General features: G+C 45.7%; 25 protein-coding genes. 11 read left to right on the plus strand and 14 right to left on the minus strand.

What is annotated here, in order from left to right:
- From HRU21_00860 to pyrE, 3 genes are all read right to left on the minus strand, one after another.
- Positions 1-818: HlyD family efflux transporter periplasmic adaptor subunit (locus HRU21_00860; protein NRA40834.1), on the minus strand; the 818-nt coding region annotated here is incomplete at its 3' end.
- 84 nt (positions 819-902) lie between these two features.
- Positions 903-1,538 (minus strand): hypothetical protein, encoded by a 636-nt coding sequence (locus tag HRU21_00865; protein NRA40835.1) that lies wholly within the window; start codon positions 1,536-1,538, stop codon positions 903-905.
- An 11-nt stretch (positions 1,539-1,549) separates the two neighbouring features.
- Positions 1,550-2,188, minus strand: a complete 639-nt coding sequence (gene pyrE / locus HRU21_00870) for an orotate phosphoribosyltransferase (protein NRA40836.1) — start codon at positions 2,186-2,188, stop codon at positions 1,550-1,552.
- Between the two features lie 278 nt (positions 2,189-2,466).
- Here pyrE and HRU21_00875 point away from each other — a divergent pair, with 278 nt between their 5' ends.
- A complete protein-coding gene (locus HRU21_00875) occupies positions 2,467-3,240 on the plus strand; it encodes an exodeoxyribonuclease III (protein ID NRA40837.1) in 774 nt (257 codons plus the stop codon).
- Between the two features lie 121 nt (positions 3,241-3,361).
- Here the strand turns inward: HRU21_00875 and rph are convergent, their stop codons facing one another.
- Positions 3,362-4,078, minus strand: a complete 717-nt coding sequence (gene rph, locus HRU21_00880; GenBank protein ID NRA40838.1) for a ribonuclease PH — start codon at positions 4,076-4,078, stop codon at positions 3,362-3,364.
- Positions 4,079-4,209: 131 nt separating this feature from the next.
- Here rph and HRU21_00885 point away from each other — a divergent pair, with 131 nt between their 5' ends.
- From HRU21_00885 to HRU21_00910, 6 genes are all read left to right on the plus strand, one after another.
- Entirely contained in the window at positions 4,210-5,076 is an 867-nt protein-coding gene (locus HRU21_00885) for a YicC family protein (GenBank protein ID NRA40839.1), read from the plus strand.
- Positions 5,077-5,092: 16 nt separating this feature from the next.
- A complete protein-coding gene (locus HRU21_00890; protein NRA40840.1) occupies positions 5,093-5,665 on the plus strand; it encodes a glutathione S-transferase family protein in 573 nt (190 codons plus the stop codon).
- A 5-nt stretch (positions 5,666-5,670) separates the two neighbouring features.
- The gene (gmk, locus tag HRU21_00895) at positions 5,671-6,285 is read left to right on the plus strand and encodes a guanylate kinase (protein NRA40841.1); all 615 of its coding nucleotides are present in this window, start codon (positions 5,671-5,673) and stop codon (positions 6,283-6,285) included.
- 103 nt (positions 6,286-6,388) lie between these two features.
- Complete coding sequence (gene rpoZ / locus HRU21_00900) at positions 6,389-6,631, plus strand: DNA-directed RNA polymerase subunit omega (protein ID NRA40842.1); 243 nt, start codon at positions 6,389-6,391, stop codon at positions 6,629-6,631.
- An 88-nt stretch (positions 6,632-6,719) separates the two neighbouring features.
- A complete protein-coding gene (locus HRU21_00905) occupies positions 6,720-8,876 on the plus strand; it encodes a RelA/SpoT family protein (GenBank protein ID NRA40843.1) in 2,157 nt (718 codons plus the stop codon).
- The gene (locus HRU21_00910; GenBank protein ID NRA40844.1) at positions 8,873-9,259 is read left to right on the plus strand and encodes a RidA family protein; all 387 of its coding nucleotides are present in this window, start codon (positions 8,873-8,875) and stop codon (positions 9,257-9,259) included. Before HRU21_00905 ends, HRU21_00910 begins: the two co-directional genes overlap by 4 nt.
- A 94-nt stretch (positions 9,260-9,353) precedes the next feature.
- Here the strand turns inward: HRU21_00910 and trmB are convergent, their stop codons facing one another.
- From trmB to ftsY, 6 genes are all read right to left on the minus strand, one after another.
- Positions 9,354-10,082 (minus strand): tRNA (guanosine(46)-N7)-methyltransferase TrmB, encoded by a 729-nt coding sequence (trmB, locus tag HRU21_00915; protein ID NRA40845.1) that lies wholly within the window; start codon positions 10,080-10,082, stop codon positions 9,354-9,356.
- A complete protein-coding gene (locus HRU21_00920; GenBank protein ID NRA40846.1) occupies positions 10,079-10,459 on the minus strand; it encodes a DUF423 domain-containing protein in 381 nt (126 codons plus the stop codon). Before HRU21_00920 ends, trmB begins: the two co-directional genes overlap by 4 nt.
- An 80-nt stretch (positions 10,460-10,539) precedes the next feature.
- The gene (gene rpoH / locus HRU21_00925; protein ID NRA40847.1) at positions 10,540-11,394 is read right to left on the minus strand and encodes an RNA polymerase sigma factor RpoH; all 855 of its coding nucleotides are present in this window, start codon (positions 11,392-11,394) and stop codon (positions 10,540-10,542) included.
- Between the two features lie 184 nt (positions 11,395-11,578).
- Positions 11,579-12,532 (minus strand): cell division protein FtsX, encoded by a 954-nt coding sequence (gene ftsX / locus HRU21_00930; protein NRA40848.1) that lies wholly within the window; start codon positions 12,530-12,532, stop codon positions 11,579-11,581.
- Positions 12,525-13,193: a cell division ATP-binding protein FtsE gene (ftsE, locus tag HRU21_00935; protein NRA40849.1), complete on the minus strand. Its 669-nt coding sequence runs from the start codon at positions 13,191-13,193 to the stop codon at positions 12,525-12,527. The genes ftsX and ftsE overlap by 8 nt, the downstream gene beginning before the upstream one ends.
- 38 nt (positions 13,194-13,231) lie before the next feature.
- The gene (gene ftsY, locus HRU21_00940; protein ID NRA40850.1) at positions 13,232-14,203 is read right to left on the minus strand and encodes a signal recognition particle-docking protein FtsY; all 972 of its coding nucleotides are present in this window, start codon (positions 14,201-14,203) and stop codon (positions 13,232-13,234) included.
- A 57-nt stretch (positions 14,204-14,260) separates the two neighbouring features.
- Between ftsY and rsmD the strand changes: the two genes are divergently transcribed.
- The 4 genes from rsmD to ggt all read left to right on the plus strand — a co-directional run bounded on the left by rsmD (position 14,261) and on the right by ggt (position 17,547).
- Positions 14,261-14,860, plus strand: coding sequence for a 16S rRNA (guanine(966)-N(2))-methyltransferase RsmD (gene rsmD / locus HRU21_00945; protein ID NRA40851.1), 600 nt, complete (start codon positions 14,261-14,263; stop codon positions 14,858-14,860).
- A 30-nt stretch (positions 14,861-14,890) separates the two neighbouring features.
- Positions 14,891-15,367, plus strand: a complete 477-nt coding sequence (gene coaD / locus HRU21_00950; protein NRA40852.1) for a pantetheine-phosphate adenylyltransferase — start codon at positions 14,891-14,893, stop codon at positions 15,365-15,367.
- Between the two features lie 60 nt (positions 15,368-15,427).
- Entirely contained in the window at positions 15,428-15,685 is a 258-nt protein-coding gene (locus tag HRU21_00955) for a YfhL family 4Fe-4S dicluster ferredoxin (GenBank protein ID NRA40853.1), read from the plus strand.
- A 62-nt stretch (positions 15,686-15,747) separates the two neighbouring features.
- Positions 15,748-17,547, plus strand: coding sequence for a gamma-glutamyltransferase (gene ggt / locus HRU21_00960; GenBank protein NRA40854.1), 1,800 nt, complete (start codon positions 15,748-15,750; stop codon positions 17,545-17,547).
- Between the two features lie 123 nt (positions 17,548-17,670).
- Here the strand turns inward: ggt and HRU21_00965 are convergent, their stop codons facing one another.
- From HRU21_00965 to HRU21_00980, 4 genes are all read right to left on the minus strand, one after another.
- Positions 17,671-18,030, minus strand: a complete 360-nt coding sequence (locus HRU21_00965; protein ID NRA40855.1) for a hypothetical protein — start codon at positions 18,028-18,030, stop codon at positions 17,671-17,673.
- A gap of 127 nt (positions 18,031-18,157) precedes the next feature.
- A complete protein-coding gene (gene mutM / locus HRU21_00970; GenBank protein NRA40856.1) occupies positions 18,158-18,976 on the minus strand; it encodes a bifunctional DNA-formamidopyrimidine glycosylase/DNA-(apurinic or apyrimidinic site) lyase in 819 nt (272 codons plus the stop codon).
- An 88-nt stretch (positions 18,977-19,064) separates the two neighbouring features.
- Entirely contained in the window at positions 19,065-20,615 is a 1,551-nt protein-coding gene (locus tag HRU21_00975; GenBank protein NRA40857.1) for a phosphoenolpyruvate carboxykinase, read from the minus strand.
- 197 nt (positions 20,616-20,812) lie between these two features.
- A complete protein-coding gene (locus HRU21_00980) occupies positions 20,813-21,673 on the minus strand; it encodes an Hsp33 family molecular chaperone HslO (protein NRA40858.1) in 861 nt (286 codons plus the stop codon).
- Positions 21,674-21,675 lie beyond the last annotated feature (2 nt).

The raw sequence follows: 21,675 nt of genomic DNA on the forward strand, positions 1-21,675 counted from the left end.
TTTGGTTTGATAGCATCAATTTGATAGGGGTTTTCTACCGCCACGACCGCATACAAAACTTTGGTTTGCTCATCTAACACTGATTCTGTTCTGATTAACTTTCCTTCGTATGTGACTTCTTCAGTGCCAAATGTTTGAGTAACTTTTACAGGTAAATCAAGGCTAGAATTTAAACTGGGTAGATCAACCAGACTTCGCTGAGATTGATTCAGCGGTATTCGAATTTCCACAAAATCAATGGCATAAAAATCAGCAATGGCCTGATTTGAAGAAATCAGCTGCCCTTTGTCTGCAATTTTATTTACTAAAACACCATCAAACGGGGCATAAAAAGAGGCGCGTGAGAGATTTAATTTTGCCACATTTAAATCAGATCGGGCAGCTTCATAAGCGGCCTTAGCTGAGGCATATTGAGGCTCTCTTAGTGCAAGTGATTTTGCAGCAGGATCTTGTGATTTATTTTTTCTTTTCTGCCATTCTTGTTTAGCAACGTTGACCATGCCCTGTTCTTGAATAAACCTAGCATTAGACTCAGCCAACTGTGCATTAGCTTTGGCAACATTATTCTTGAATAAATGATCTTCAAGTTTGAACATTAATTCGCCCTGCTTAAAGAAACCGCCATCATGCCATTTAGGGCTTACCCATTCGATTCTACCACTTACTTCTGGAAGAATTTTGAGCTGGGTTCTTGCCAGAACAACACCGCCAGTTTCAACACCTAGCGCCATCGCCTCAGGATAAATGGTTTGAACAACCACTTCAGGTATTATTGGGTCTTCTACAATACTGCTCGCAAGATCAGAATCTCTGTTCATAAGAAATACCGCTAGCGCAGTAATACCAATAATGAAAAAAATAAGGATTTTATTATTTTTGTTTGTCGCTTCCATAAACAGCCTTTATTGACGCAATAGCTTCAGCTCTTTGAACCTATCTATAGCTTTGAGATAATCAGTCTTAGTTTGCAGAATATCCTGATTCAGATTTTCCATAATTTGCTTAGTTGTGGTTAGATTTGATTCCAATTCTTCAATGCGCTTAAGGTTTTGTTCTGCGGCAATATTACCTGATTTTTCAAGACGCGCAGCTTTTACATATTCGGCTTCTAACTCATTTTGTACGCCTAAAAGATTTGCATTTAAAATCTGTAAGCGGTTATTCATTTCAAATATTTTTCTATCTCTCTCAGACTCTATATCAACGACTGCACTATATCTCCGCAGTAGTTGTAAATCATATTCACGTTGAACTTGCTGCTTCAGTTGCTTAGCTTCATTCTCTTTTTCGGCGAGCGTTAACTGATTGAGTTGCTCATCAGACAATTGCTTATCAACAACCTCGACAACTCTGCCAGTATCGGACAGTATCTCATAACCTTCACTAACTCTATCAGGAGGAATATAACGGCTAATCACAATATTACCGTTAGCATCTTTATAACGATAAAAAGCTGCCTCTTGCGCAAGAGCTTGTAGCGCAACTAAGGATAATATTAGCCAGAAGCAACAAAAATACGGCTTTATTATTTTTATCAAAACTAAACCCTTTAAGCGTATTTTTTGCGATAAGCTTGGATCGATTGCAATGTGCTTGCATCACCAGAACTTTGAATAAACTGTTCTATATCGGGCAGGGAAATAATACTAAAAACTTTTGCGCCTAAATCAGCTTCTACCTCTTGCACTGCGGTTAGATCACCTTTTCCTTTTTCGCAGCGGTCTAAGCCTATCAATACGCCTACCAATTCTGCTTGCTGCTGCTTTAATATGTCTGCAACCTCACGTATCGCTGTGCCTGCAGTGATCACATCATCAATGACAACCACTTTTTTATTGGCCAAAGGCGCACCCACAAGCTGACCACCCTCGCCATGGGCCTTTTTTTCTTTACGGTTATATGCAACCGATATGTCGACATTGAAAAGGTCGTAGTATGCTGCTGCTGTCAGAGCTGATAAAGAAATGCCTTTATAAGCAGGGCCAAAAAGAACATCAAACTCTATTTGTGCTTGATGAAGCGCCTGCGCATAGGCTTTTGCCAGCACTGAAAGTGCACTGGATTGATAGAGCTTACCCGCATTAAAAAAATAGGGACTGATACGGCCAGACTTCAGGGTAAATTCGCCAAAACAAAGCGCTTCAGATCTGACAGCTGTCTGGATAAATTCGGACTTATAGTGTTGCATCATATTATTTTTAATTCTCGCCCAAAAGTTGTTCGTCATTTAAAACAACATAGCGTAAAATTGATCTCTTCTGCACTTCTACAGCTTCAATAAAAATTAGATAGACATTTCTAGCATCAAAATACTAGTATAAAAGCTCTTACCTATTGCAAAAAGTGCATGTTTTTAATGGCTAATCATAACGCTACTGCTGGGCAAACACTATTGAATTCAGCAAATTAAGCTGTCGATAACAGCTATACCAACGCTTTAATTAATGATTTTAAGGTTTTCTCTTGATGAGAGTAATTAATTTTTGTGCTGACGGCATCAAAGCTGCTGCGAAACAAGGCTTCTTTGACTGGGCAGTCAACCAAGACGCTGACATCATATGTATTCAGAACCTTGACTGCGAAGAATACGATTTAACCGACGATGTGTTTTTTCCTCAGGGCTATTTCCCGTATTTTTTCGATAATATGGATGGCATCAACGGTGTGGCGATTTATACCCGCAAACTACCTAAAGCCATCATGACTGGGCTCAGCTTTAACGACTTTGATATCGAAGCTCGATACATTCAAGCAGACTTTGATGATATCAGCATAGGCTCGATTCTTGTGCCGGAATCATCATTGGACGACGCTAATAGCATGGAAAGAAAGGCGCAATTCCTAGATCTTTTGCAGCAACACTTAGAAAAAATTAGTCATAAACGACGTGAGTTCATTTTTGCGGGGAATTGGCAAATTGCTCATCATAGTCAAGATGTTCAGCAGGAGAAATCCGACGACACACCAGGCTTTCTGACCGAAGAGCGGCGCTGGCTAGACGAAGTGACGCATCAGCTAAACTATACCGATGCATTTAGAGAAGCCAATCAAGACAGTGATGAATTTAGCTGGTGGCCAGATAAGCAAAAAGGCGATGGCTGGCGTGTTGACTTTCAACTGATCTCGCCAGGGATGATTGAGCATGTTGAGTATGCAACCATTTACAAAAGCAAGACTTTTGGCAGTCACGCGCCAGTTATTATTGACTACGACTATCCGTTTGAGGAAGACAGCTTTTAAGGGTTTAGCAGCCGTTTATTAGTTATTAGTTACTAGCGAACTAGCCATAGCAAACGCTTGAAATATTGTATCGCAAAGCAACCGCTAAACGCTGAACTAAACTAAGCAAATTGCTAGCGAGCTAAGACAGCGCCTGTTGCTGCAGTGCAATTAACTCATCAATACTGTTTGACGCCATTGCCAATAATGATTGCAGCTGATCAGCTGAAAATGGCGCACCCTCCGCCGTACCTTGTACCTCAACAAAGCCGCCCTCAGACGTCATAATAATATTCATATCGGTCTCTGCAGAGGAATCTTCTGGATAATCCAGATCCGTTACCACTTGGCCTTGCCAGATACCCACCGAAACTGCAGCAACCATTGCCTTAAGCGGGGTCTTTTCTAGCTTGCCAAGGGCAACTAAATGGTTAAACGCATCGGCCAAAGCAACGCAGGCGCCAGTTATTGAGGCTGTTCGCGTTCCACCGTCTGCCTGAATGACATCGCAGTCTACCGTGACCTGCATTTCACCCATCAGCTCAAGATCGACCACAGCACGTAACGATCGACCTATCAACCGCTGAATCTCTACTGTTCTTCCACCTTGCTTACCGCTCGCCGCTTCACGACGCATTCGCGTTCCAGTTGAACGAGGCAGCATACCGTACTCTGCAGTAACCCAGCCCTTACCACTGCCACGCAAAAAACCTGGCACTGACTCAGAAACTGAAGCGGTACATAATACTTTGGTATCGCCAAACTCAACCATCACTGAGCCCTCAGCGTGCTTGGTAAAATTTCGCGTAATCTTTATATCACGCAATTGATCATTTTTTCGGCCACTGGGTCGCTGCATGCAACTACTCGCTTTCACTCTGCTTTATTAACAGCGGCGACCATACGAAAAATACACGCTGCAAGCAAGCGCTTACCGAAAAGCTTTCAAACTGATACACTGCTCATTTAGTATTACGCATAAGAATTCACATGATACGAAGCATGACCGCTTTTGCCCGCCACGAGTCAAGCGAGACATTTGGCACGCTTATTTGGGAACTCCGATCGGTAAATCACCGCTATTTAGAACCTAATTTCAAACTGCCAGAAACGAGTCGCGCTGCAGAGCCAGCTCTGCGCGATATTCTTCGCAACACCGTGGCTCGCGGAAAAATCGAATGCAGTCTTCGAATCATAAAATCCGATGATGATAGTCATCAGCTAAACATCAACCAAAGCCTACTTCAGCAGCTTATCGCTGCTAATAACGCCGTTGCACAGCAGATTACAAATGCTCCTGCCGAGTATGCAAGCACCTTCTTGCAATGGCCTGGCGTGCTGCAAACCGCCGATATCGACAAAGATTTACTCAATCAAAGCATATGCAAAAGCTTCACTGTTGCGCTAAGCGAGCTTTCAGCTCACCGTGAGCGAGAGGGTGCAGAGTTAGAAAAACTTATCAACGCTAGGCTCGGGGGCATTACACAACTGGTAACCGAGATTAAACCACTTATCCCACAAGTCATTGCACAGCAACGCAACAAATTAATTGACCGCTTTGATGAATTAAAACTGGACGCCGACCAGCAACGCATCGAAGCAGAATTGGTGATCTTAGCCAACAAGATTGACGTTGACGAGGAGCTTGACCGCCTGCTGGCGCATGTCAAAGAAGTTGAATTGAGCCTGCAAAAGGGCAGCCCCTGCGGCAGGCGACTCGATTTTTTAATGCAGGAACTAAACCGTGAAGCCAACACACTAGGCTCGAAATCCATGCTGAGCCAAACATCAAAAGCCACAGTAGATTTAAAAGTGCTGATTGAGCAAATGCGCGAACAAGTGCAAAACATCGAATAAGCGATACTGATAAGCTATGAAACTTGAATTATACGGCAGCTACACCTCACCTTTCGTTCGGCATTGCCGCATTGCAATGAGCCAGGCAAGTTTAGACTATGCCCTGATCGAAACCGATCAACAGCAAAGCGACAGCTTAGTCAGCACCAAAAAAGTACCGTTTCTAGACATTTCTATGCAGGATCAAAACCTGCGTCTGACCGACTCAAGCAGCATTTTGCGCTTTATCAGAGAGCACTGCGAACAGATCTTTCTTCCCAGCCTTCAATCGCTGGAGCATTTCTGTTTTATAAACACGCAGCTCGATGCCGCTGCTAATGTTTTTTATTTGGAGAAATTTGGCCTCAATAGCTCGGACAATCACTATATTGCTCGCCAGCATGCTCGCATAAAACAAGGCCTTGAGAGCCTTGAAGAAATGCAAATTGCCTTTCAGGCTGATGATGACGTCAGCCTTAGGCTTGCTTGCTATTTAGACTGGGGAATATTTCGCCAGCGCTTTTCTTTATCTCATCTGCCAAATTTGCAACAATGCCTGCACGATGCTAACGCCTATACAGCATTTCAACAAACCTCGCCGACAGAGTAAGCAATATGTCTGGAAACTTATTTGTCATTTTCGCCCCCTCTGGAGCAGGGAAAACAAGCTTGGTGAAGGCGCTGATCGAAACGACTAACGATATTCAAGTATCAGTGTCTCATACCACGCGCGCTCAACGCCCTGGCGAAATTGATGGCGTGCATTACCATTTTGTTGATCAGTCACAATTTAGTCAACGCCTGCAAGAGTCAGACTTCCTTGAATATGCTGAAGTTTTTGGCCACAGTTATGGCACATCCCAAAGCTGGGTTGAGCAAAGTTTGGCCAACGGCACTGACGTGGTGCTTGAAATCGATTGGCAAGGTGCGCAGCAAGTACGTAAATTACTGCCCTGTATCAGCATCTGCATCCTGCCGCCGTCGGTTGCAACCTTGCGATCCAGGCTAAATGCCAGAGGCCAAGATGGCGCCGAGGTCATTGAGCATCGCATGCAAGCTGCACTGTCTGAAATATCGCACTATAACGAGGCTGACTATCTGATCATTAATGATGATTTTGATACTGCCAAACGAGAGCTCAAATCGATTGTCGTAGCAGAGCGCAAACGCACTGCTATTCAAAGCGAACGCCATCACAAGCTATTACAGTCGCTATTTCAAGCAAGCTAATAGCAGGAAATTCCTGGGCTTTGATATATCTGTAATTTTTGCTAAAATGGCCAGCTATTTTTATTAACTCAGCGCTAAGGCGCTGCAACATGAGACACACATCATGGCTCGTATTACTGTTGAAGATTGTTTAGATAAAGTCGAGAATCGCTTTGAACTCGTTATGGTTGCATCCAAACGTGCTCGGCAAATTGCTGTTGGCGGCCACGAACCACTGGTAAAAGAAGAAAATGATAAGCCGACGGTTATAGCCCTTCGTGAACTAGAAGAAGACTTGATTACCCCTGAGTCAGTAGCTCGTGCCGATGAGCAAGAGGAAGAGTTTGGCCAGGAAGACTTTATTTAACGGCCAATCAATACCCTCAAGCATGAGACTGCTGATTGCAATGACTATGCCCACGCATAACACCTAGCCTTTGATGAGACTTCGTGATATGCCTAAAATCAGCATTCTCTCCCTCGCCGACAAGGCCTCTCAATATCTCGAACCTCAGCACGTCAATCAAGTTCAGCGTGCTTACTATTTTGCCGAACAGGCGCATGAAAGTCAGCGCCGCCGTTCAGGCGAGCCTTATGTGACCCACCCTCTGGCCGTAGCCGACATCTTGGCTGACATGTTCATGGATCATGAGAGCCTGATGGCGGCAATGCTGCATGATGTGATTGAAGATACAGCCGTCACGAAAGACGACTTGAATAAGCAGTTTGGCCATCAAGTTGCTGAACTGGTTGATGGCGTGAGTAAATTAACGCAAATCGAGTTCAGCTCTAAGGCTGAGGCTCAGGCCGAAAACTTTCAAAAAATGACCCTCGCGATGGCCAACGATATTCGCGTGATCCTCGTTAAACTGGCCGATCGCACGCATAATATGCGTACCTTAGGAGCCCTCAAGCCTGAAAAACGACGCCGCATTGGTCGCGAAACTTTAGAAATTTATGCGCCCATTGCCAACCGACTGGGCATGAATGACATCCGAGTTGAATTGGAAGATTTATGCTTTTTTGGCATTTATCCGATGCGCGCTAGACGTATTCAAGCGGCAATGAAAGCAAGTTTTACCAAGCGCGACAAACTCATCGAAGAAACCCGATTACTGATCGATCAGCATCTGCAAATGGAAGGCTTGAACGCGCAAGTTTACGGTCGCGAAAAACATATCTACAGCATCTATTCAAAGATGCGCAGCTCGGGTAAGTCATTTAAGGATATTACCGACGTATTTGGTTTTCGTGTCAAAGTGAGCAATGTAGATACCTGCTACCGTGTGCTTGGCGCTCTTCACGCTTTATTCAAACCTGTTCCAGGACAGTTTAAAGATTATATTGCGATTCCAAAATCCAACGGCTATCAGTCATTGCATACCATCTTGATTGGCATGCACGGGGTGCCTATTGAAGTTCAAATCCGCACACATGATATGGATGAAATGGCCAATAACGGCATTGCAGCACATTGGCTGTATAAGCAAGGGCAGGATTATTCCAGCACTTTATCTGGCTCGCACCAGCGAGCCAGGCAGTGGGTACAAAACTTACTTGAACTGCAACAGCGCACTGGCAACTCGCTGGAATTCATCGAGAATGTCAAAATTGATTTATTTCCCGACGAGGTTTATGTATTCACGCCAAAGGGCAATATTCTTGAGCTACCGAGTGACGCCACACCCATCGATTTTGCCTATGCGGTTCATACTGACCTTGGCAATCATTGCGTGGGTTGCTATATCAATCGTCGTTTAGCACCGCTAAGTCAAACACTGCAGTCGGGCCAAACGGTTGAAATCGTAACTAGCCCAAACAGTCAGCCCAGTCCGGCCTGGCTTGATTTTGTGGTGACGGGTAAGGCGCGAAGTCATATCCGCCACTCACTCAAACATCAACGTGAAGGCGAATCCGTGGCACTTGGTAAACGCTTGTTAAACAAAGCCTTAAACGCCCTTGGTTCAAGTATTGAAGAGATACCCCAAGAACATATTCGTGCGATCTTACAAGAGACTCAGCAAACACAGTTTGAGTCTATTTTAGAAGATATTGGTATTGGCAACCGCGCCGCATCCCTGACAGCACAGCAGCTCGTCGACAATAGCGACGCTAACGAACAAGCGATTGAAGAAAAAACCAATGCGCTGGTGATTTCTGGCACCGAAGGCATGGTGATTAACTTTGCTAAATGTTGCCACCCTCTGCCCGGCGATAATATTGTCGGATTTATGAGCGCAGGTAGAGGCGTAGTGGTTCATATCAGCGGCTGCTCACAAGCTAGAGAGCGACGCAAACAAAAAGACACGCCTATACAACTGTCTTGGGATGAAAATATCAGCGGCGAATTTAGCGTGCCAATTCGCATCGAAGTCAAACGTCAGCGCGGCGTCGTAGCCACCTTGGCGACAAAAATAAACCGTCTGAATGGCAATATTGAGAGCATTAACTTAACTGATATTGATGCGCATACTAGTCGCGTAGAAGCAACATTACTGGTCGATAATCGCGTTCATTTAGCACGTATTTTTAGGCATATCCGCAATATAAAATCAGTTACCTCGGTATCTCGGGTAAAAGACACTTTTAAGAAAAAGAGGACTCTCCATTGAGCGAACTTAGCACCATTGCAACCACAGCCGCCCCCGCAGCCATTGGACCTTATTCACAAGCCGTTAGAGCCGGCAACACGGTTTACTTGTCAGGCCAGATACCGCTGGTACCAGAGACCATGACATTGGTTGAGGGTGATATCAGCACACAAACCCGCCAAGTATTTAACAATCTACAAGCCGTTGCCATAGCTGCAGGCGGCAGCCTCGCAAACATGGCTAAAGTTGAGATATTCCTAACCGATCTAAATGACTTCGCTGCGGTGAATACGGTTATGCAAGAGTTCTTTCAACCACCCTACCCGGCTAGAGCCTGTGTCGAAGTGGCTGGATTGCCGAAGGGCGCTGCGGTTGAGATTCAGGCTATTATGATTTCGCCCTAAGCGACAGCAAAGTTAAACAATTCAACTAAAACAGCTGCAGATTCCAATCCTTAACCGCGTACCAGCCAACAACAAGGCTGGGCAAAGGTTAAGACTACGCAACTTTTTGAAACAGCAAATCCCAGACACCGTGGCCCAGTTTAACGCCTCGCCGCTCAAACTTAGTAACGGGGCGAAATTCCGGTCTTACTGCAAATTCACCTTGATCTTGCATATTCTCAAAGCCATCTGCAGCCGACATAACTTCCATCATATGCTCCGCATAATGCTGCCAATCCGTTGCCAAATGAAGCACACCATCAGGCTGCAACTTTTGACGCAATAACTGTACAAATGCTGGCTGCACGATTCGGCGCTTGTGATGCTTCTTTTTATGCCAAGGGTCAGGAAAAAAAATCTGCACTTTAGCCAGGCTTTGATCCGCAATACAGTTTGCTAACACATCAACTGCATCATCTTGATAAACCCGTATATTGCTCACTTTTTCACGCTCGCAGCGGTGCATTAAGCGTCCTACGCCCGGCGTATGCACCTCAATACCAATGAAGTTTTGATCTGGCGCCGCAATAGCCATATCCACAAGGGAATCACCCATGCCAAAACCTATTTCTAACACTGTATCGGCATCGCGAGCAAACAACTCTGCTGGAACGAGTGCGCCATCCGCTTGGCTAACGCCATAGCTAGACCATAGTTGCTGATAAGCTTGACGCTGCGCATCTGTCATACGCCCGGCACGCAGCACAAAACTTCGCACCTGTCGCTCTCGGTGACGCTCAGGGTATTGGCTTGCTTGACGCTTGGCATCAGATGAATCATTCATGGTAATTTACTTAATTGAAATGTGGCTAAAAACAGCATGAACCATGCAACTAAAAAAGCCAGTCCACCAACAGGGGTAATCGCACCTAGCCAAGTTAAACCCGAAATAGCCAGGAGATAAAGACTGCCGCTAAAAAGCACGATACCCAGCGCAAAAAATACTGCAGACCATATTATAAGTCGATTGCCTGGAAACTTTGCTAAAAGCAGCGATAACACCAACAAGGCCAAGGTATGAATAAACTGATAATCCACAGCCGTTTGATAAACCGCTAGCATATTGGCGCTTAAGCTTTGCTTTAAGCTGTGTGCACCAAATGCCCCTAGCGCTACCGCGACAAAGCCGCTACAGGCTGCAAATCGCATCGATAAATTCATGGTATTTATAGCACGTTGATTAAGGTATAAAAAAACCGCTGACGGCATCAGCGGTTTAGGTAATAAACGATAAGGTTAGTTTAAACTGCCATATTGGCCTTGATTTTACCCATCGCCTGTTTTTCAAGCTGGCGGATACGTTCCGCTGAAATGCCGTACTCAGCCGCTAAATCATGCAAAGTAGCCTTGTTCTCATCTAACCAGCGGCGCTGCAGAATTTCTCGACTGCGCTGATCAAGTGACTCAAGTGCGCGATATAAACCAATATTTGCAGTTTCCTGCCAATCATTTTGCTCAGCCAGTGTTGCTGGATCCTGGCTATGGTCCTCTAAAAACTGAACCGGCGCATGTACGGGTGCCTCGTCATCGTCGTCGGCAGAGAGATCAAAAGCCATGTCTGAGGCGGTGAGGCGTCCTTCCATGCTTTGTACATCTTTAATATCAACACCAAGGTCATCCGCGATGGCTTTCGCCTCGTCTTGACTCAGCCACGCCAAGCGTTTCTTTTGACTGCGCAAATTAAAAAATAACTTGCGCTGCGCTTTGGTAGTCGCAATTTTCACAATGCGCCAATTACGCAGAATAAACTCGTGCATCTCTGCTTTAATCCAATGCACAGCAAACGAAACCAAACGCACACCCTTTTCAGGATTATAGCGCTTAATCGCTTTCATCAAGCCGACGTTGCCTTCCTGCACTAAATCCGCGACAGGAAGCCCATAGCCGTTATAAGATTTAGCAATGTGCACAACAAATCGCAAATGCGACAAAACCAGCTGTCGAGCAGCGTTTAAGTCGTCTTGATAATAATAAGCTTCAGCTAAATCACGCTCCTCATCCACTGACAGGACAGGAATTGCGCTCACTGATGTCATATAAGCATTCAGGTCTGCGCCAGGCGTAAGACTCGGTAAAACCTGTATATCTTTGCTCATGTATTCATCTTCTCCATGGCGATGCATTGCCATTTTCATTTACACCCGTGACAAAAACACGGCCGAATATTTTAACATCAAAGCTTATAGACTGCCAAGTTGCTGGAAAGTTCAGCCGTAAAACATAAAGTTTTAATATGTAGGCGCACCTTGTAAATAGGCTAGCGCAGCCCACATTTGCTGACTACGGCTCAAGCTCATCAAGATGCTGACTAACTGATAACCAAGCACCAAAATAACCAAGCATGGCCGCCATTAGCCATAACGACAGTATATCAGCAAGCGATAAACCTAATAGAACATAATCAGACTGATACAGTCCAGCCAGTTCAGCAACAGGTTGATGCAAATACCACAAACCAAAAAAGACGATAATACTTGCACAAATACCGCCGCCAAGGCCAAAAAAAGCGCCTGTATACAAAAAAGGTCTGCGTACAAAGCTGTCGGTTGCACCAACTAACTTTGTCACGATTACCTCGTCTCGTCGGTTTTCAATCTCTAATCGAACCGTATTGCCAATAATCAACAATACGCCTGCCGATAACAATAAGACCAATCCCAAGGCAGCCTGCTGTGCCACTGCCAGTAAGGCGTTTAAGCGCTGCACCCATTCAAGATCAAGTTGCGCTTGCTCAACTGCAGGTAATTTTTGTAGTCGTTGCAGCAATAGCTCAGCTTTATCAGGCACAGACCATTCACTCGAGGGTAATATTTCAATCACAACCGGCAAGGGGTTTTGCTGTAAATGGCTTAACACATCAGCAAAACCTGATAGGGCGCGAAATTCCTCAAGTGCCTGATCTTTACCAATTACCGTGATTTGCTGCAGCTCCGGCCATGCAGCTAACTCATTTCGTAAGTTCTCAACCATTTGTTGACTGGCTCGCTGGTGCAAGAATAATGACACCTGAGCATTTCCATCAAACTTGCCAGACAGCTGGTGAATATTGCCAATCGCAATATAAAAGGCGACCGGCAAAGCCAGTGCCACGCCAATAACCAACCAGGTCAATACCGTACTGAATGGCTTGAGCCAAAGCCTGAACCAGCTATTTAAAAAGGTGCGCTTGTGCTCAGCACGCCACGCTGAAAATTTAGAACGAAGACTTGCTTTCGCAACCGATGCCTTAGCCATCACTTGCTCCTGCAATAACCTCACCATCGCGTAGCGTAATCATTCGATGCTTCAATCGCGCAATTAGAGAGAGATCATGGCTGGCTAACAACACGGTAACACCGACATGGTTAAACTGCTGAAACAAGTACATGATTTCCGCCGAAAGCTCTGGATCGAGGTTACCCGTAGGTTCATCAGCCAATAATATTTTAGGTTTGTGCACCACGGCACGTGCAATACCTACACGCTGCTGCTGACCACCAGAGAGCGTTAAAGGGTTTACCCGCTCTTTATCTAACAAACCTACTTTATCTAATGCCGCACGCACACGGCGCGCAACATCACGATGGTCGAAGCCAGAAATAATCAGTGGCAAAGCAATATTATCAAAGACGCTGCGATCAAATAGCAATTGATGATTTTGAAATACCACACCAATTTGCCTGCGATGAAACGGAATCCGCGAACGAGAACATTGCGCAAGATTTAAACCATTGACAGAAATATTACCCGCTGTCGGTCGCTCCATCATCATGATTAATTTTAGCAGCGTCGATTTGCCAGCACCGGAATGCCCAGTGAGAAAGACCATTTCATTCTGATCAATATCAAAACTAACGCGCCGTAATGCCTCGTGGCCCGTTTCATACCGCTTACTCACTTGATCGAAATGTATCATCTAAATTTTGCTGTATTTGCTATAACAGTATTCAACAATTAAGACAGAAAACCGTCGTCAAAAATGGCTTCCACGAAGTCTTTCGCTGCAAACGGGCGCAAGTCGTCAATTTGCTCACCAACACCAATAAAACGAATCGGTAAACCTAAGCGCTTTGATATTGCAAATATAATACCGCCTTTCGCAGTCCCATCGAGCTTGGTCAAAGCTACGCCAGTAACACCTACAGCCTGCCTAAAATGGTCTGCTTGCGCCAGCGCATTTTGCCCTGTCGTTGCATCCAGCACGATCAACACCTCATGTGGCGCACTGGCATCAAGCTTTTGCATCACTCGAACCACTTTTTCAAGCTCATCCATTAAATTAGTTTTATTGTGCAAACGGCCAGCAGTATCGGCAATCACAATATCAACTGCTCGATTTTGCGCTGCCTGAATCGCATCATAAATGACTGATGCACTGTCAGCCCCGGTATGCTGTGCAATTACAGGTACCTGATTACGCTCACCCCAGACTTGCAACTGCTCAACCGCGGCTGCCCTAAACGTATCACCCGCAGCTAACATAACCGACTTACCTTCAGCCTGAAAGCGCTTAGCTAACTTGCCAATCGTGGTTGTTTTGCCAACACCGTTAACACCCACAACGAGAATCACATAGGGCTTATGTGCAGCGCTGATTTGTAATGCGCCTTCTGAGGGCAGTAAAATTTGCGTCAATTCATGTTGCAGCGACTGTAATAGTGCTCTTGCATCAGTTAACTCTGCACGTGAAATTTGCGCAGTTAAATTATCGATGATTTGCTGAGTAGCCTCCATGCCAACATCTGACATAATGAGTTGCGCTTCCATTTCCTCCAACAATTCATCATCAATCTCACGCTGACCGATCAGTAAATTACCCAAACCCTCAGATAACTTGGAACTGGTTTTACTTAAGCCCTGCTTTAAACGCCCAAATAGGCTGGTTTTGTTTTCTGACACGAATAGTCCCCAACTTAGCCATACCATCACTGAACGGCTGCTAAAGTTTTGTTATAATAGCGAAAAATGGTCGATCATTTTACAATGAAAAAACAGTCATCGCCTGCTAAATCCAAACAATCTCATCAATTTAGAGTAATTGCAGGCCTTCATCGTGGAAGAAAGCTCAGTTTCCCAGCAGTTAATCATCTGCGACCGACGCCCGACAGAGTTCGCGAAACGGTTTTTAACTGGCTGATGGATGAGTGTCTTCACAGTCGGTGCCTTGACCTCTGCGCAGGCTCGGGCGCACTTGGGTTTGAGGCCCTATCGCGCAAGGCCAGTCACTGCACATTTATCGACAGCCACCCACAGGTGATTACTCACATCGACGCCCACCTAAAAACATTGCAGATAACGGAGTCGCGAGCACTTTGCGCCAGCCTGCCAAGCGCCATTTCGCAACTTGATCAACAAAAGCCTTTTGATATGGTGTTTATTGACCCACCTTATCAACTTGCCATTATCAATGATTGCCTAGAGGCCTTACTAGATCAGCAATTATTATGCGAGAAAGCCTGGGTATATGTTGAAAATGCCAGTGCCGATGCCGCACCCAACCTTGCCAGTGATTTTGCGCTGTACCGACAAAAAACTTTTGGCCAAGTTCGCGCCAGTCTTTTTCAATATTCTCGTTTGGGTTAAGATAAAATCATTATTTGAAGAGCAGCTTTTATGCGCACGGTTATTTTTCCAGGGACCTTTGACCCCATCACACTCGGACACATCGACTTAATTAGTCGCGCAAGTCGCTTATTCGATCGTGTCATTGTTGCGATCGCCTATTCAGAGCGAAAATCACCACTATTCTCTTTCGAGGAGCGAAAAGCACTCGTCGACGAAAGCCTAAAGGGTATAACGAATATTGAGAGTATTGGCTTCACAGGCTTGATCATTGAACTTGCTAAAGCACACCATGCTGATGCCGTGCTGCGCGGGGTAAGAAACAGCACCGATTTTGACTATGAATTACAAATGGCTGATATGAATCAAAAACTTTATCCAGCATTTGAAACTGTATTTCTAAGCCCTGCCAATCAATACTGCTATATATCATCAACACTGGTAAGAGAAATTGCATCGATGCAGGGCGACGTCAGCCAACTAGTATCCCCGCCCGTACATACTGCATTGTTAAAAAAGTTTGCTTAACGCATAATTTTTAACAAAATACGTTTACAATAGCTGCATAGCAAATACGTTGAGACTGCCATGTCCCTTTTGATCACCGATGAATGCATTAACTGCGACGTATGCGAGCCGGAATGCCCAAACGAAGCTATTTACCAGGGCGATGAAATTTATGTCATCGACCCCAAAAAGTGCACCGAGTGCGTTGGCCACTTTGATGAGCCTCAGTGTCAGGCTGTTTGCCCCGTTGACTGCATTCCTCTTGACCCAGAAAACATGGAAACCGAAGAGCAGCTGTGGCAGAAATACGCCTCTCTCACCGGCAACCCGACTCCCTAGTCGTCAAAAAATCTCTCTCTTATGGCTATTCACATGAAGTCGCTTAGGTAGCGTTTATCGGCATGTCTTTATTTCAATTTATTCTCGCTAAAACCCAAAGCCGCAGGTTTTTTCAGNTTTTTGTATCTGCCTTACTGCTAACCTCATACACCTCAGATAACTCATTAGCCAACGACATCATTGCGCCTGAAGCGGCATCTGACCCACATTACCAGCAAAAGCTGGCGCAAGGTAAGGCATACGCGATTGCTACCGCTAACCGCTATGCTAGCCAAGCGGCCAAAGACATACTTCAGCAAGGCGGCACTGCAATCGATGCAGCCATTGCCGCGCAAATGGTGCTTGGCCTGGTTGAGCCTCAGTCATCAGGTATCGGCGGCGGCGGCTTCTTAGTACATTGGGACAGCAACAGTCAGCAGCTGAGCAACTATGATGGCAGAGAAATAGCACCTTCTGCAGTCAACGAGAACTATTTTCGCGATAAGCATGGCACATTAGCGTTTTATGATGCCGTTATCGGCGGCTACAGCGTTGGTGTTCCGGGCTTGTTAGCGATGCTTGAACTGGCACATCAACAGCATGGCGAACTGGATTGGGCAAAGTTGTTTCAACCCGCAATCGCGCTAGCAGAACAAGGCTTTGAGATTTCACCGCGACTGCATCAACTGACCACAGTACTCAATCAAGGGCCTTTTGCGTTAGCTGAGGACAGCAGCAGTCGAGCACTTGCAGACTACTTACTCGACCAAGATGGCAAGGCTAAGGCCGCTGGCAGCGTCTTGAAAAATCAAGCCTATGCTGACACGCTAAAACAAATCGCTGCTAAAGGCAGTGGTCCGTTTTATCACGGCGAGCTAGCAAAAAATATCGTCAAGCAGATTCGCCAGCATAGTCGTCGCCCAGGACTCATGACGCTGAATGACATGAAAAATTACACGGCCAAGTCGACGCCCGCGGTTTGCAGCCAGGTTAACGAACTTTCTCTCTGTGGCGCAGCGCCTCCTTCATCTGGCCCAATAACCGTGATGCAGATTATTCATATGCTGGCAAAAACACCCGGCTTTTATCAACTAGAGCCAACCGGGGCTGATTTTTATCACCGATTTATNGAAGCAAGCAAGCTNGCNTTCGCCGACCGCAATCGCTATATTGCTGATCCGGCGTTCTACCCTACGCCAGTCTCTGCATTGCTTGAGCCAAGTTATTTATCCAAACGTGCGGCACTTATCCCGACGGACCGGGCTAGTGACGAGCCAGCCGAGGCTGGTGAGCTTGGTGAAGATGCAGTTGATGCTATATCACCGGAGCTTGACTCAACCACACATCTCAGCATCGTGGACGCTAAAGGTAATATTGTCAGCATGACCAGTTCGATAGAAACTGCCTTTGGCAGTCGAGTTTTTGTCGATGGTTATTTGCTCAATAATCAGTTAACGGATTTCTCATTTTCACCCTCGATGCACAGCAAAAAAGTCGCAAACCGTATTGAAGCCGGAAAACGTCCGCGCAGCTCAATGAGTCCAATGATTATTTTTAAAGATCAGCAGCCTCTACTGGTCATCGGCTCACCGGGGGGTGCACGAATCATTGCCTACGTCAGCAAAGTGATTGCACAACATTTGCTATTGCAACTCCCCCTCGAGCAGGCTGTCGCAAGTCCACATATTAGCAATCTTAATCGCTCAATTAGCCGCATTGAACCGCAGCCAGCAGCGGATAAACTGACTACATCGCTAATGCAAAAAGGCCATAAGATTAAGCGTGCGGCGCAAACCAGCGGCTTACACGTAATAAATCTTGGCCAGCAACAGATTAAGGCTGTGGCTGATTATAGAAGGGAAGGTGAGGCGTATGCCGAATAGCGAGGGCGTATGCTGAATAGCGAAGTCGACAGTGGAATCGAGAGTTTATAATGTGGCAAATGTAAATAGTGAGCCACAGACAGCATTAACCCAAGCTGCTCATCGGCAAAACCTGCCGAAGACTTATTCCTCTGCGGCTACTGTATCATCTTCGTTGCTGTAGTCTTGCTGGTAACCACTTTGCGTACAACCTAAGCAGCGAACAAAGGTGGTTTTAGCAGGGCCGACGACCAGAGTACTGCCTGCTTCTGCGGCATTACCACCGAGTAAGGAAAACGGCAGTGTGACCAAAAATACAGCGGTGCCAATCACTGTAGCAGCCAAGCCGACCGGACGNGCAATCACTAAATCACCAACCATGGCTAATGCCGATGGATTTTCGTCAACNACGCGTGCATTGGCTAAGCTTAGTTGCGGCACTGACATCACTACGATCAATGCAAGCAGAAAAAAAGGACGTGTGATGTTGCTCATAGCTAGCATCCCCAGCTGAAATTATTTTTCTAAATAGTATGACTACCATAGCTATTTATCAAACAGTTTGAAAGAAAATAACGATATTTCAGTTACTTTTCTGATTTTCTTAGAAATTACTCGAACTTGTTCACAACTATCGAGGCTGACAGCTAGGGCAGTAAAACGTATTGCGCTGTGCCATCACCCGCGATTTGATCACTGATCCACACCGGTGACAGGGCTGACCTGCACGACCATAAACCCATAACTGCTGTTTGAAATAACCCGGCTGGCCATCCGAGCCAACAAAATCCCGTAAGGTTGTGCCGCCTTGCTCAATAGCTTGAGACAGTGTTAATTTTACCGCATCATAAAGTAGCTGCAGCTTTGCGCGACTGACTTTACCCGCTGGCACCGATGGGCGAATACCCGCCTTAAACAGTGATTCCGAGGCATAAATATTACCCACGCCGACTACAGTTTTATTATCCATCAACCACTGCTTTATGGCTTGTTTCTTTTTACGTGATGCCTGATAAAAATAGTCGAAGCTAAAATCTGCCGAGAGTGGCTCAGGCCCTAAATTTTGCAGCAGACGATGCTGGTCGATAGGGTCAGTTGAAAATAACCAGCTGCCAAATCGTCTGGGGTCATTTAAGCGCAGAATGCAGTCATCGCCGAATACTGCATCAATATGATCATGTTTTTTCAGTTCAGCATTGCTATCCACAATTCGTAAACTGCCCGACATACCCAAGTGAATCAGCATCGCAGCTTGCTGAAACTGTAAGATAATATATTTTGCTCTGCGCCGAATATGCAGCAAGCGCTGGCCCCGTAAGGACTGCAACTCAGCTTCTGGTACTGGCCAGCGAAGCTGTGAATTGCGCACCACAAAGCCGGTTAAAATCTTATCTTGAATATGCGGCTGAATACCGCGCTTACTGGTCTCAACCTCAGGCAATTCTGGCATCGACAATACTCTTTACAATCATAAAAGCAGAAAGTGGGCATAAAAAAACGCAGCCTAAGCTGCGTTTTTTAACAAACTCATCAAGCTATTAGCCTTTTGGACCGGCAGCTTCTACATCTGCAGCCACATCAAACTTTTTAATATTGGCCTTGAATAGCTCAGCCAATTTTTTCGCTTGTTCATCATAGGCAGACTTATCAGACCATGCTTCACGTGGGTTAACATATTGCTGCTCAACCCCAGGAATCGCCTTAGGAATATCCAAGTTTAAAATATCTAAATGTTCGGTTTCTGCGCCTAATAATGCACCACTCTGAATCGCAGCCACGACTGCACGAGTGACTGGAATTGGGAAACGATTACCCGCACCGCCTGGCGCACCAGAGCCACCGGTCCAGCCAGTGTTCACTAAGTACACCTGCGAACCGAAGTCTTCAACACGCTTCATTAACAAATCAGCATATTCACGCGCAGGACGAGGCATGAATGGGGCACCAAAACAGGTTGAAAATGCAGGGTGAATACCCGCCTCTGCACCTAGTTCCGTCGAACCAACACGTGCCGTATAACCTGACAGAAAGTGAAATGCAGCGGCTTCTTTTGACAAAATAGATACTGGCGGTAACACCCCAGAAACATCACAGGTCAAGAAAATAACAACTTTAGGCTCACCACCCATATTTTTCTCTGAACGCATCTCAACGTGTTCAAGCGGGTAGCAACAGCGGCCGTTTTCGGTCAGTGACGTATCGCAGTAATCGGCGTGGCCTTGCTCATCAACCACAACGTTTTCAACAATGGCGCCACGACGAATAGCGTCCCAAATAACCGGCTCATTTTTTTGACTTAAATCGATAGTCTTAGCATAGCAGCCACCTTCGATATTAAATACGCTGCCCTTAGCCCAACCATGCTCATCGTCACCGATTAAGTAACGCTCTGGATCTGCCGACAAGGTCGTTTTACCCGTACCGGATAAACCGAAGAACAATGCCACGTCGCCATCTTTGCCAATATTGGCCGAGCAGTGCATTGGCAAAACGTCTTTTTCAGGCAGTAAGAAGTTCTGTACTGAGAACATGGCTTTTTTCATTTCACCCGCATAACGCATACCGGCTAATAGCACTTTACGCTGAGCAAAGTTTACCATCACCGTACCGTCAGAATTAGTACCATCACGCTCTGGCACACATTCAAAAGAAGGTACGTTTAAAATCGTCCACTCTTCTTTAGCTTTAGGATTATAGCTAGCAGGACGCACAAACATATTTTTACCAAATAGGTTTTGCCAAGCCGTTTCGGTATTTACCTGCACCGGTAAATAATGATCATCTGAGGCACCTACGTGCAATTCCTGTTGATACTGACGCGGCAAGCTATCAAAAAATACCGACACACGCTCCCAAAGCGCATCAAAGACGGCTGGTTCTACTGGGCGATTGACACTGCCCCAGTCAATGGCGTCTTGCGAGCTTGGCTCTTTAACAACAAAACGATCAGCTGGTGAGCGACCTGTACGCTTGCCAGTGGTTACTAATAAAGCACCTGTATCGGTCAGTTTTCCCTCGCCTGTTGAGAGCGCTTTATCGATCAATTCTTCAGAGCTTAAGTTCTTAAACACTTGGGTTTCGGCGGTCATGTGTTTGATCCTGTTACGATCGTTTTCGATCGGGTTTTACTTATCTTAATGCTTACCAAAAAGGAGCCTTTTACCGGCGGCGTATTATTGCAGATAAATGAATTAAGGCGAAGCCTTGAGTTGAAATATTCCTGAAATATTGCTGCTGTAGATGCGCTAAACTTGATGAAAACACAGAAGGTTAGGCTAAAAAACGATCACTGCTCGCAGCTCGATTGCAGCAAATGCTGAATCTCACCAGAAGAAAAGGCATAACTACGCCCACAAAACTCACACTGCGTCTCAATCTTACCTTGCTCCAATAAGATAGACTCAAGCTCAACTTTTCCTAAACCGATCAAGGCACGCTCCATTCTTTCTTGCGAACAAGAACAATGAAAATTAACTGGCTGAGCCGGGAAAATTCGCACTTGCTCCTCATGAAATAATCGATGCAGTAGCTCATGGCTCTCTAAATTGCGAATTTCATCGGCCTGAATGGTTGAAGCGAGGTGAGTTAATCGCTGCCAGTCCTCACGACGCTGCTCTTCGTCGTCACAAACCTGTGCCGGCAGCGCCTGCAGCATCAAACCACGCACACATTGCTCATCTGCTAGTAAGTAAAACCAACTGGGTAATTGCTCAGACATCTGAAAATAGTCGGCAAGACAGGCCGCTAAATTTGCTTGTTCAAGCGGCACCATGCCTTGATAGCGCTGCCCATATTTGGGTTCAAGCGTCAGCGCCAAAACACCTTGATGGAATAAGTCCGCAAAGCTGAGTGGCTGCGTCGGCATATCGCCGCGCAAAATACCGCGAAAATTAAGCTGCTCGTCACACTCACTTAAGGCCAAACTTACAGCAGTATCTCGGCCACGCGCCTGAAGCGAAATCACTCCTTCAAATTTCAATTTGCTGGTGAGTAAAATATTGGCACCAACAAACTGAGATAATAGCTGACGGTATTGTGGCGCATAATCATGTGCCTGCAGTAAACGCTGAAATGCCTCATCTAACTCTACGATACCACCACGTATATCGGTATTATCAAACATGAAGCTAAGTAACTGATTGGCCAAAA

The organism is Pseudomonadales bacterium (assembly GCA_013215025.1).
Classification (GTDB): Bacteria; Pseudomonadota; Gammaproteobacteria; order Pseudomonadales; family DT-91; genus DT-91.

What these genes read in the sequence shown, in the direction of transcription:
- pyrE (NRA40836.1), bottom strand. Translation starts at nt 2,188, where the DNA reads ATGCAACACTATAAGTCCGAATTTATCCAGACAGCTGTCAGATCTGAA.
- HRU21_00875 (NRA40837.1), top strand. Translation starts at nt 2,467, where the DNA reads ATGAGAGTAATTAATTTTTGTGCTGACGGCATCAAAGCTGCTGCGAAA.
- rph (NRA40838.1), bottom strand. Translation starts at nt 4,078, where the DNA reads ATGCAGCGACCCAGTGGCCGAAAAAATGATCAATTGCGTGATATAAAG.
- HRU21_00885 (NRA40839.1), top strand. Translation starts at nt 4,210, where the DNA reads ATGATACGAAGCATGACCGCTTTTGCCCGCCACGAGTCAAGCGAGACA.
- HRU21_00890 (NRA40840.1), top strand. Translation starts at nt 5,093, where the DNA reads ATGAAACTTGAATTATACGGCAGCTACACCTCACCTTTCGTTCGGCAT.
- gmk (NRA40841.1), top strand. Translation starts at nt 5,671, where the DNA reads ATGTCTGGAAACTTATTTGTCATTTTCGCCCCCTCTGGAGCAGGGAAA.
- rpoZ (NRA40842.1), top strand. Translation starts at nt 6,389, where the DNA reads ATGGCTCGTATTACTGTTGAAGATTGTTTAGATAAAGTCGAGAATCGC.
- HRU21_00905 (NRA40843.1), top strand. Translation starts at nt 6,720, where the DNA reads ATGCCTAAAATCAGCATTCTCTCCCTCGCCGACAAGGCCTCTCAATAT.
- trmB (NRA40845.1), bottom strand. Translation starts at nt 10,082, where the DNA reads ATGAATGATTCATCTGATGCCAAGCGTCAAGCAAGCCAATACCCTGAG.
- HRU21_00920 (NRA40846.1), bottom strand. Translation starts at nt 10,459, where the DNA reads ATGAATTTATCGATGCGATTTGCAGCCTGTAGCGGCTTTGTCGCGGTA.
- rpoH (NRA40847.1), bottom strand. Translation starts at nt 11,394, where the DNA reads ATGAGCAAAGATATACAGGTTTTACCGAGTCTTACGCCTGGCGCAGAC.
- ftsX (NRA40848.1), bottom strand. Translation starts at nt 12,532, where the DNA reads ATGGCTAAGGCATCGGTTGCGAAAGCAAGTCTTCGTTCTAAATTTTCA.
- ftsE (NRA40849.1), bottom strand. Translation starts at nt 13,193, where the DNA reads ATGATACATTTCGATCAAGTGAGTAAGCGGTATGAAACGGGCCACGAG.
- ftsY (NRA40850.1), bottom strand. Translation starts at nt 14,203, where the DNA reads ATGGTATGGCTAAGTTGGGGACTATTCGTGTCAGAAAACAAAACCAGC.
- rsmD (NRA40851.1), top strand. Translation starts at nt 14,261, where the DNA reads ATGAAAAAACAGTCATCGCCTGCTAAATCCAAACAATCTCATCAATTT.
- coaD (NRA40852.1), top strand. Translation starts at nt 14,891, where the DNA reads ATGCGCACGGTTATTTTTCCAGGGACCTTTGACCCCATCACACTCGGA.
- HRU21_00955 (NRA40853.1), top strand. Translation starts at nt 15,428, where the DNA reads ATGTCCCTTTTGATCACCGATGAATGCATTAACTGCGACGTATGCGAG.
- mutM (NRA40856.1), bottom strand. Translation starts at nt 18,976, where the DNA reads ATGCCAGAATTGCCTGAGGTTGAGACCAGTAAGCGCGGTATTCAGCCG.
- HRU21_00975 (NRA40857.1), bottom strand. Translation starts at nt 20,615, where the DNA reads ATGACCGCCGAAACCCAAGTGTTTAAGAACTTAAGCTCTGAAGAATTG.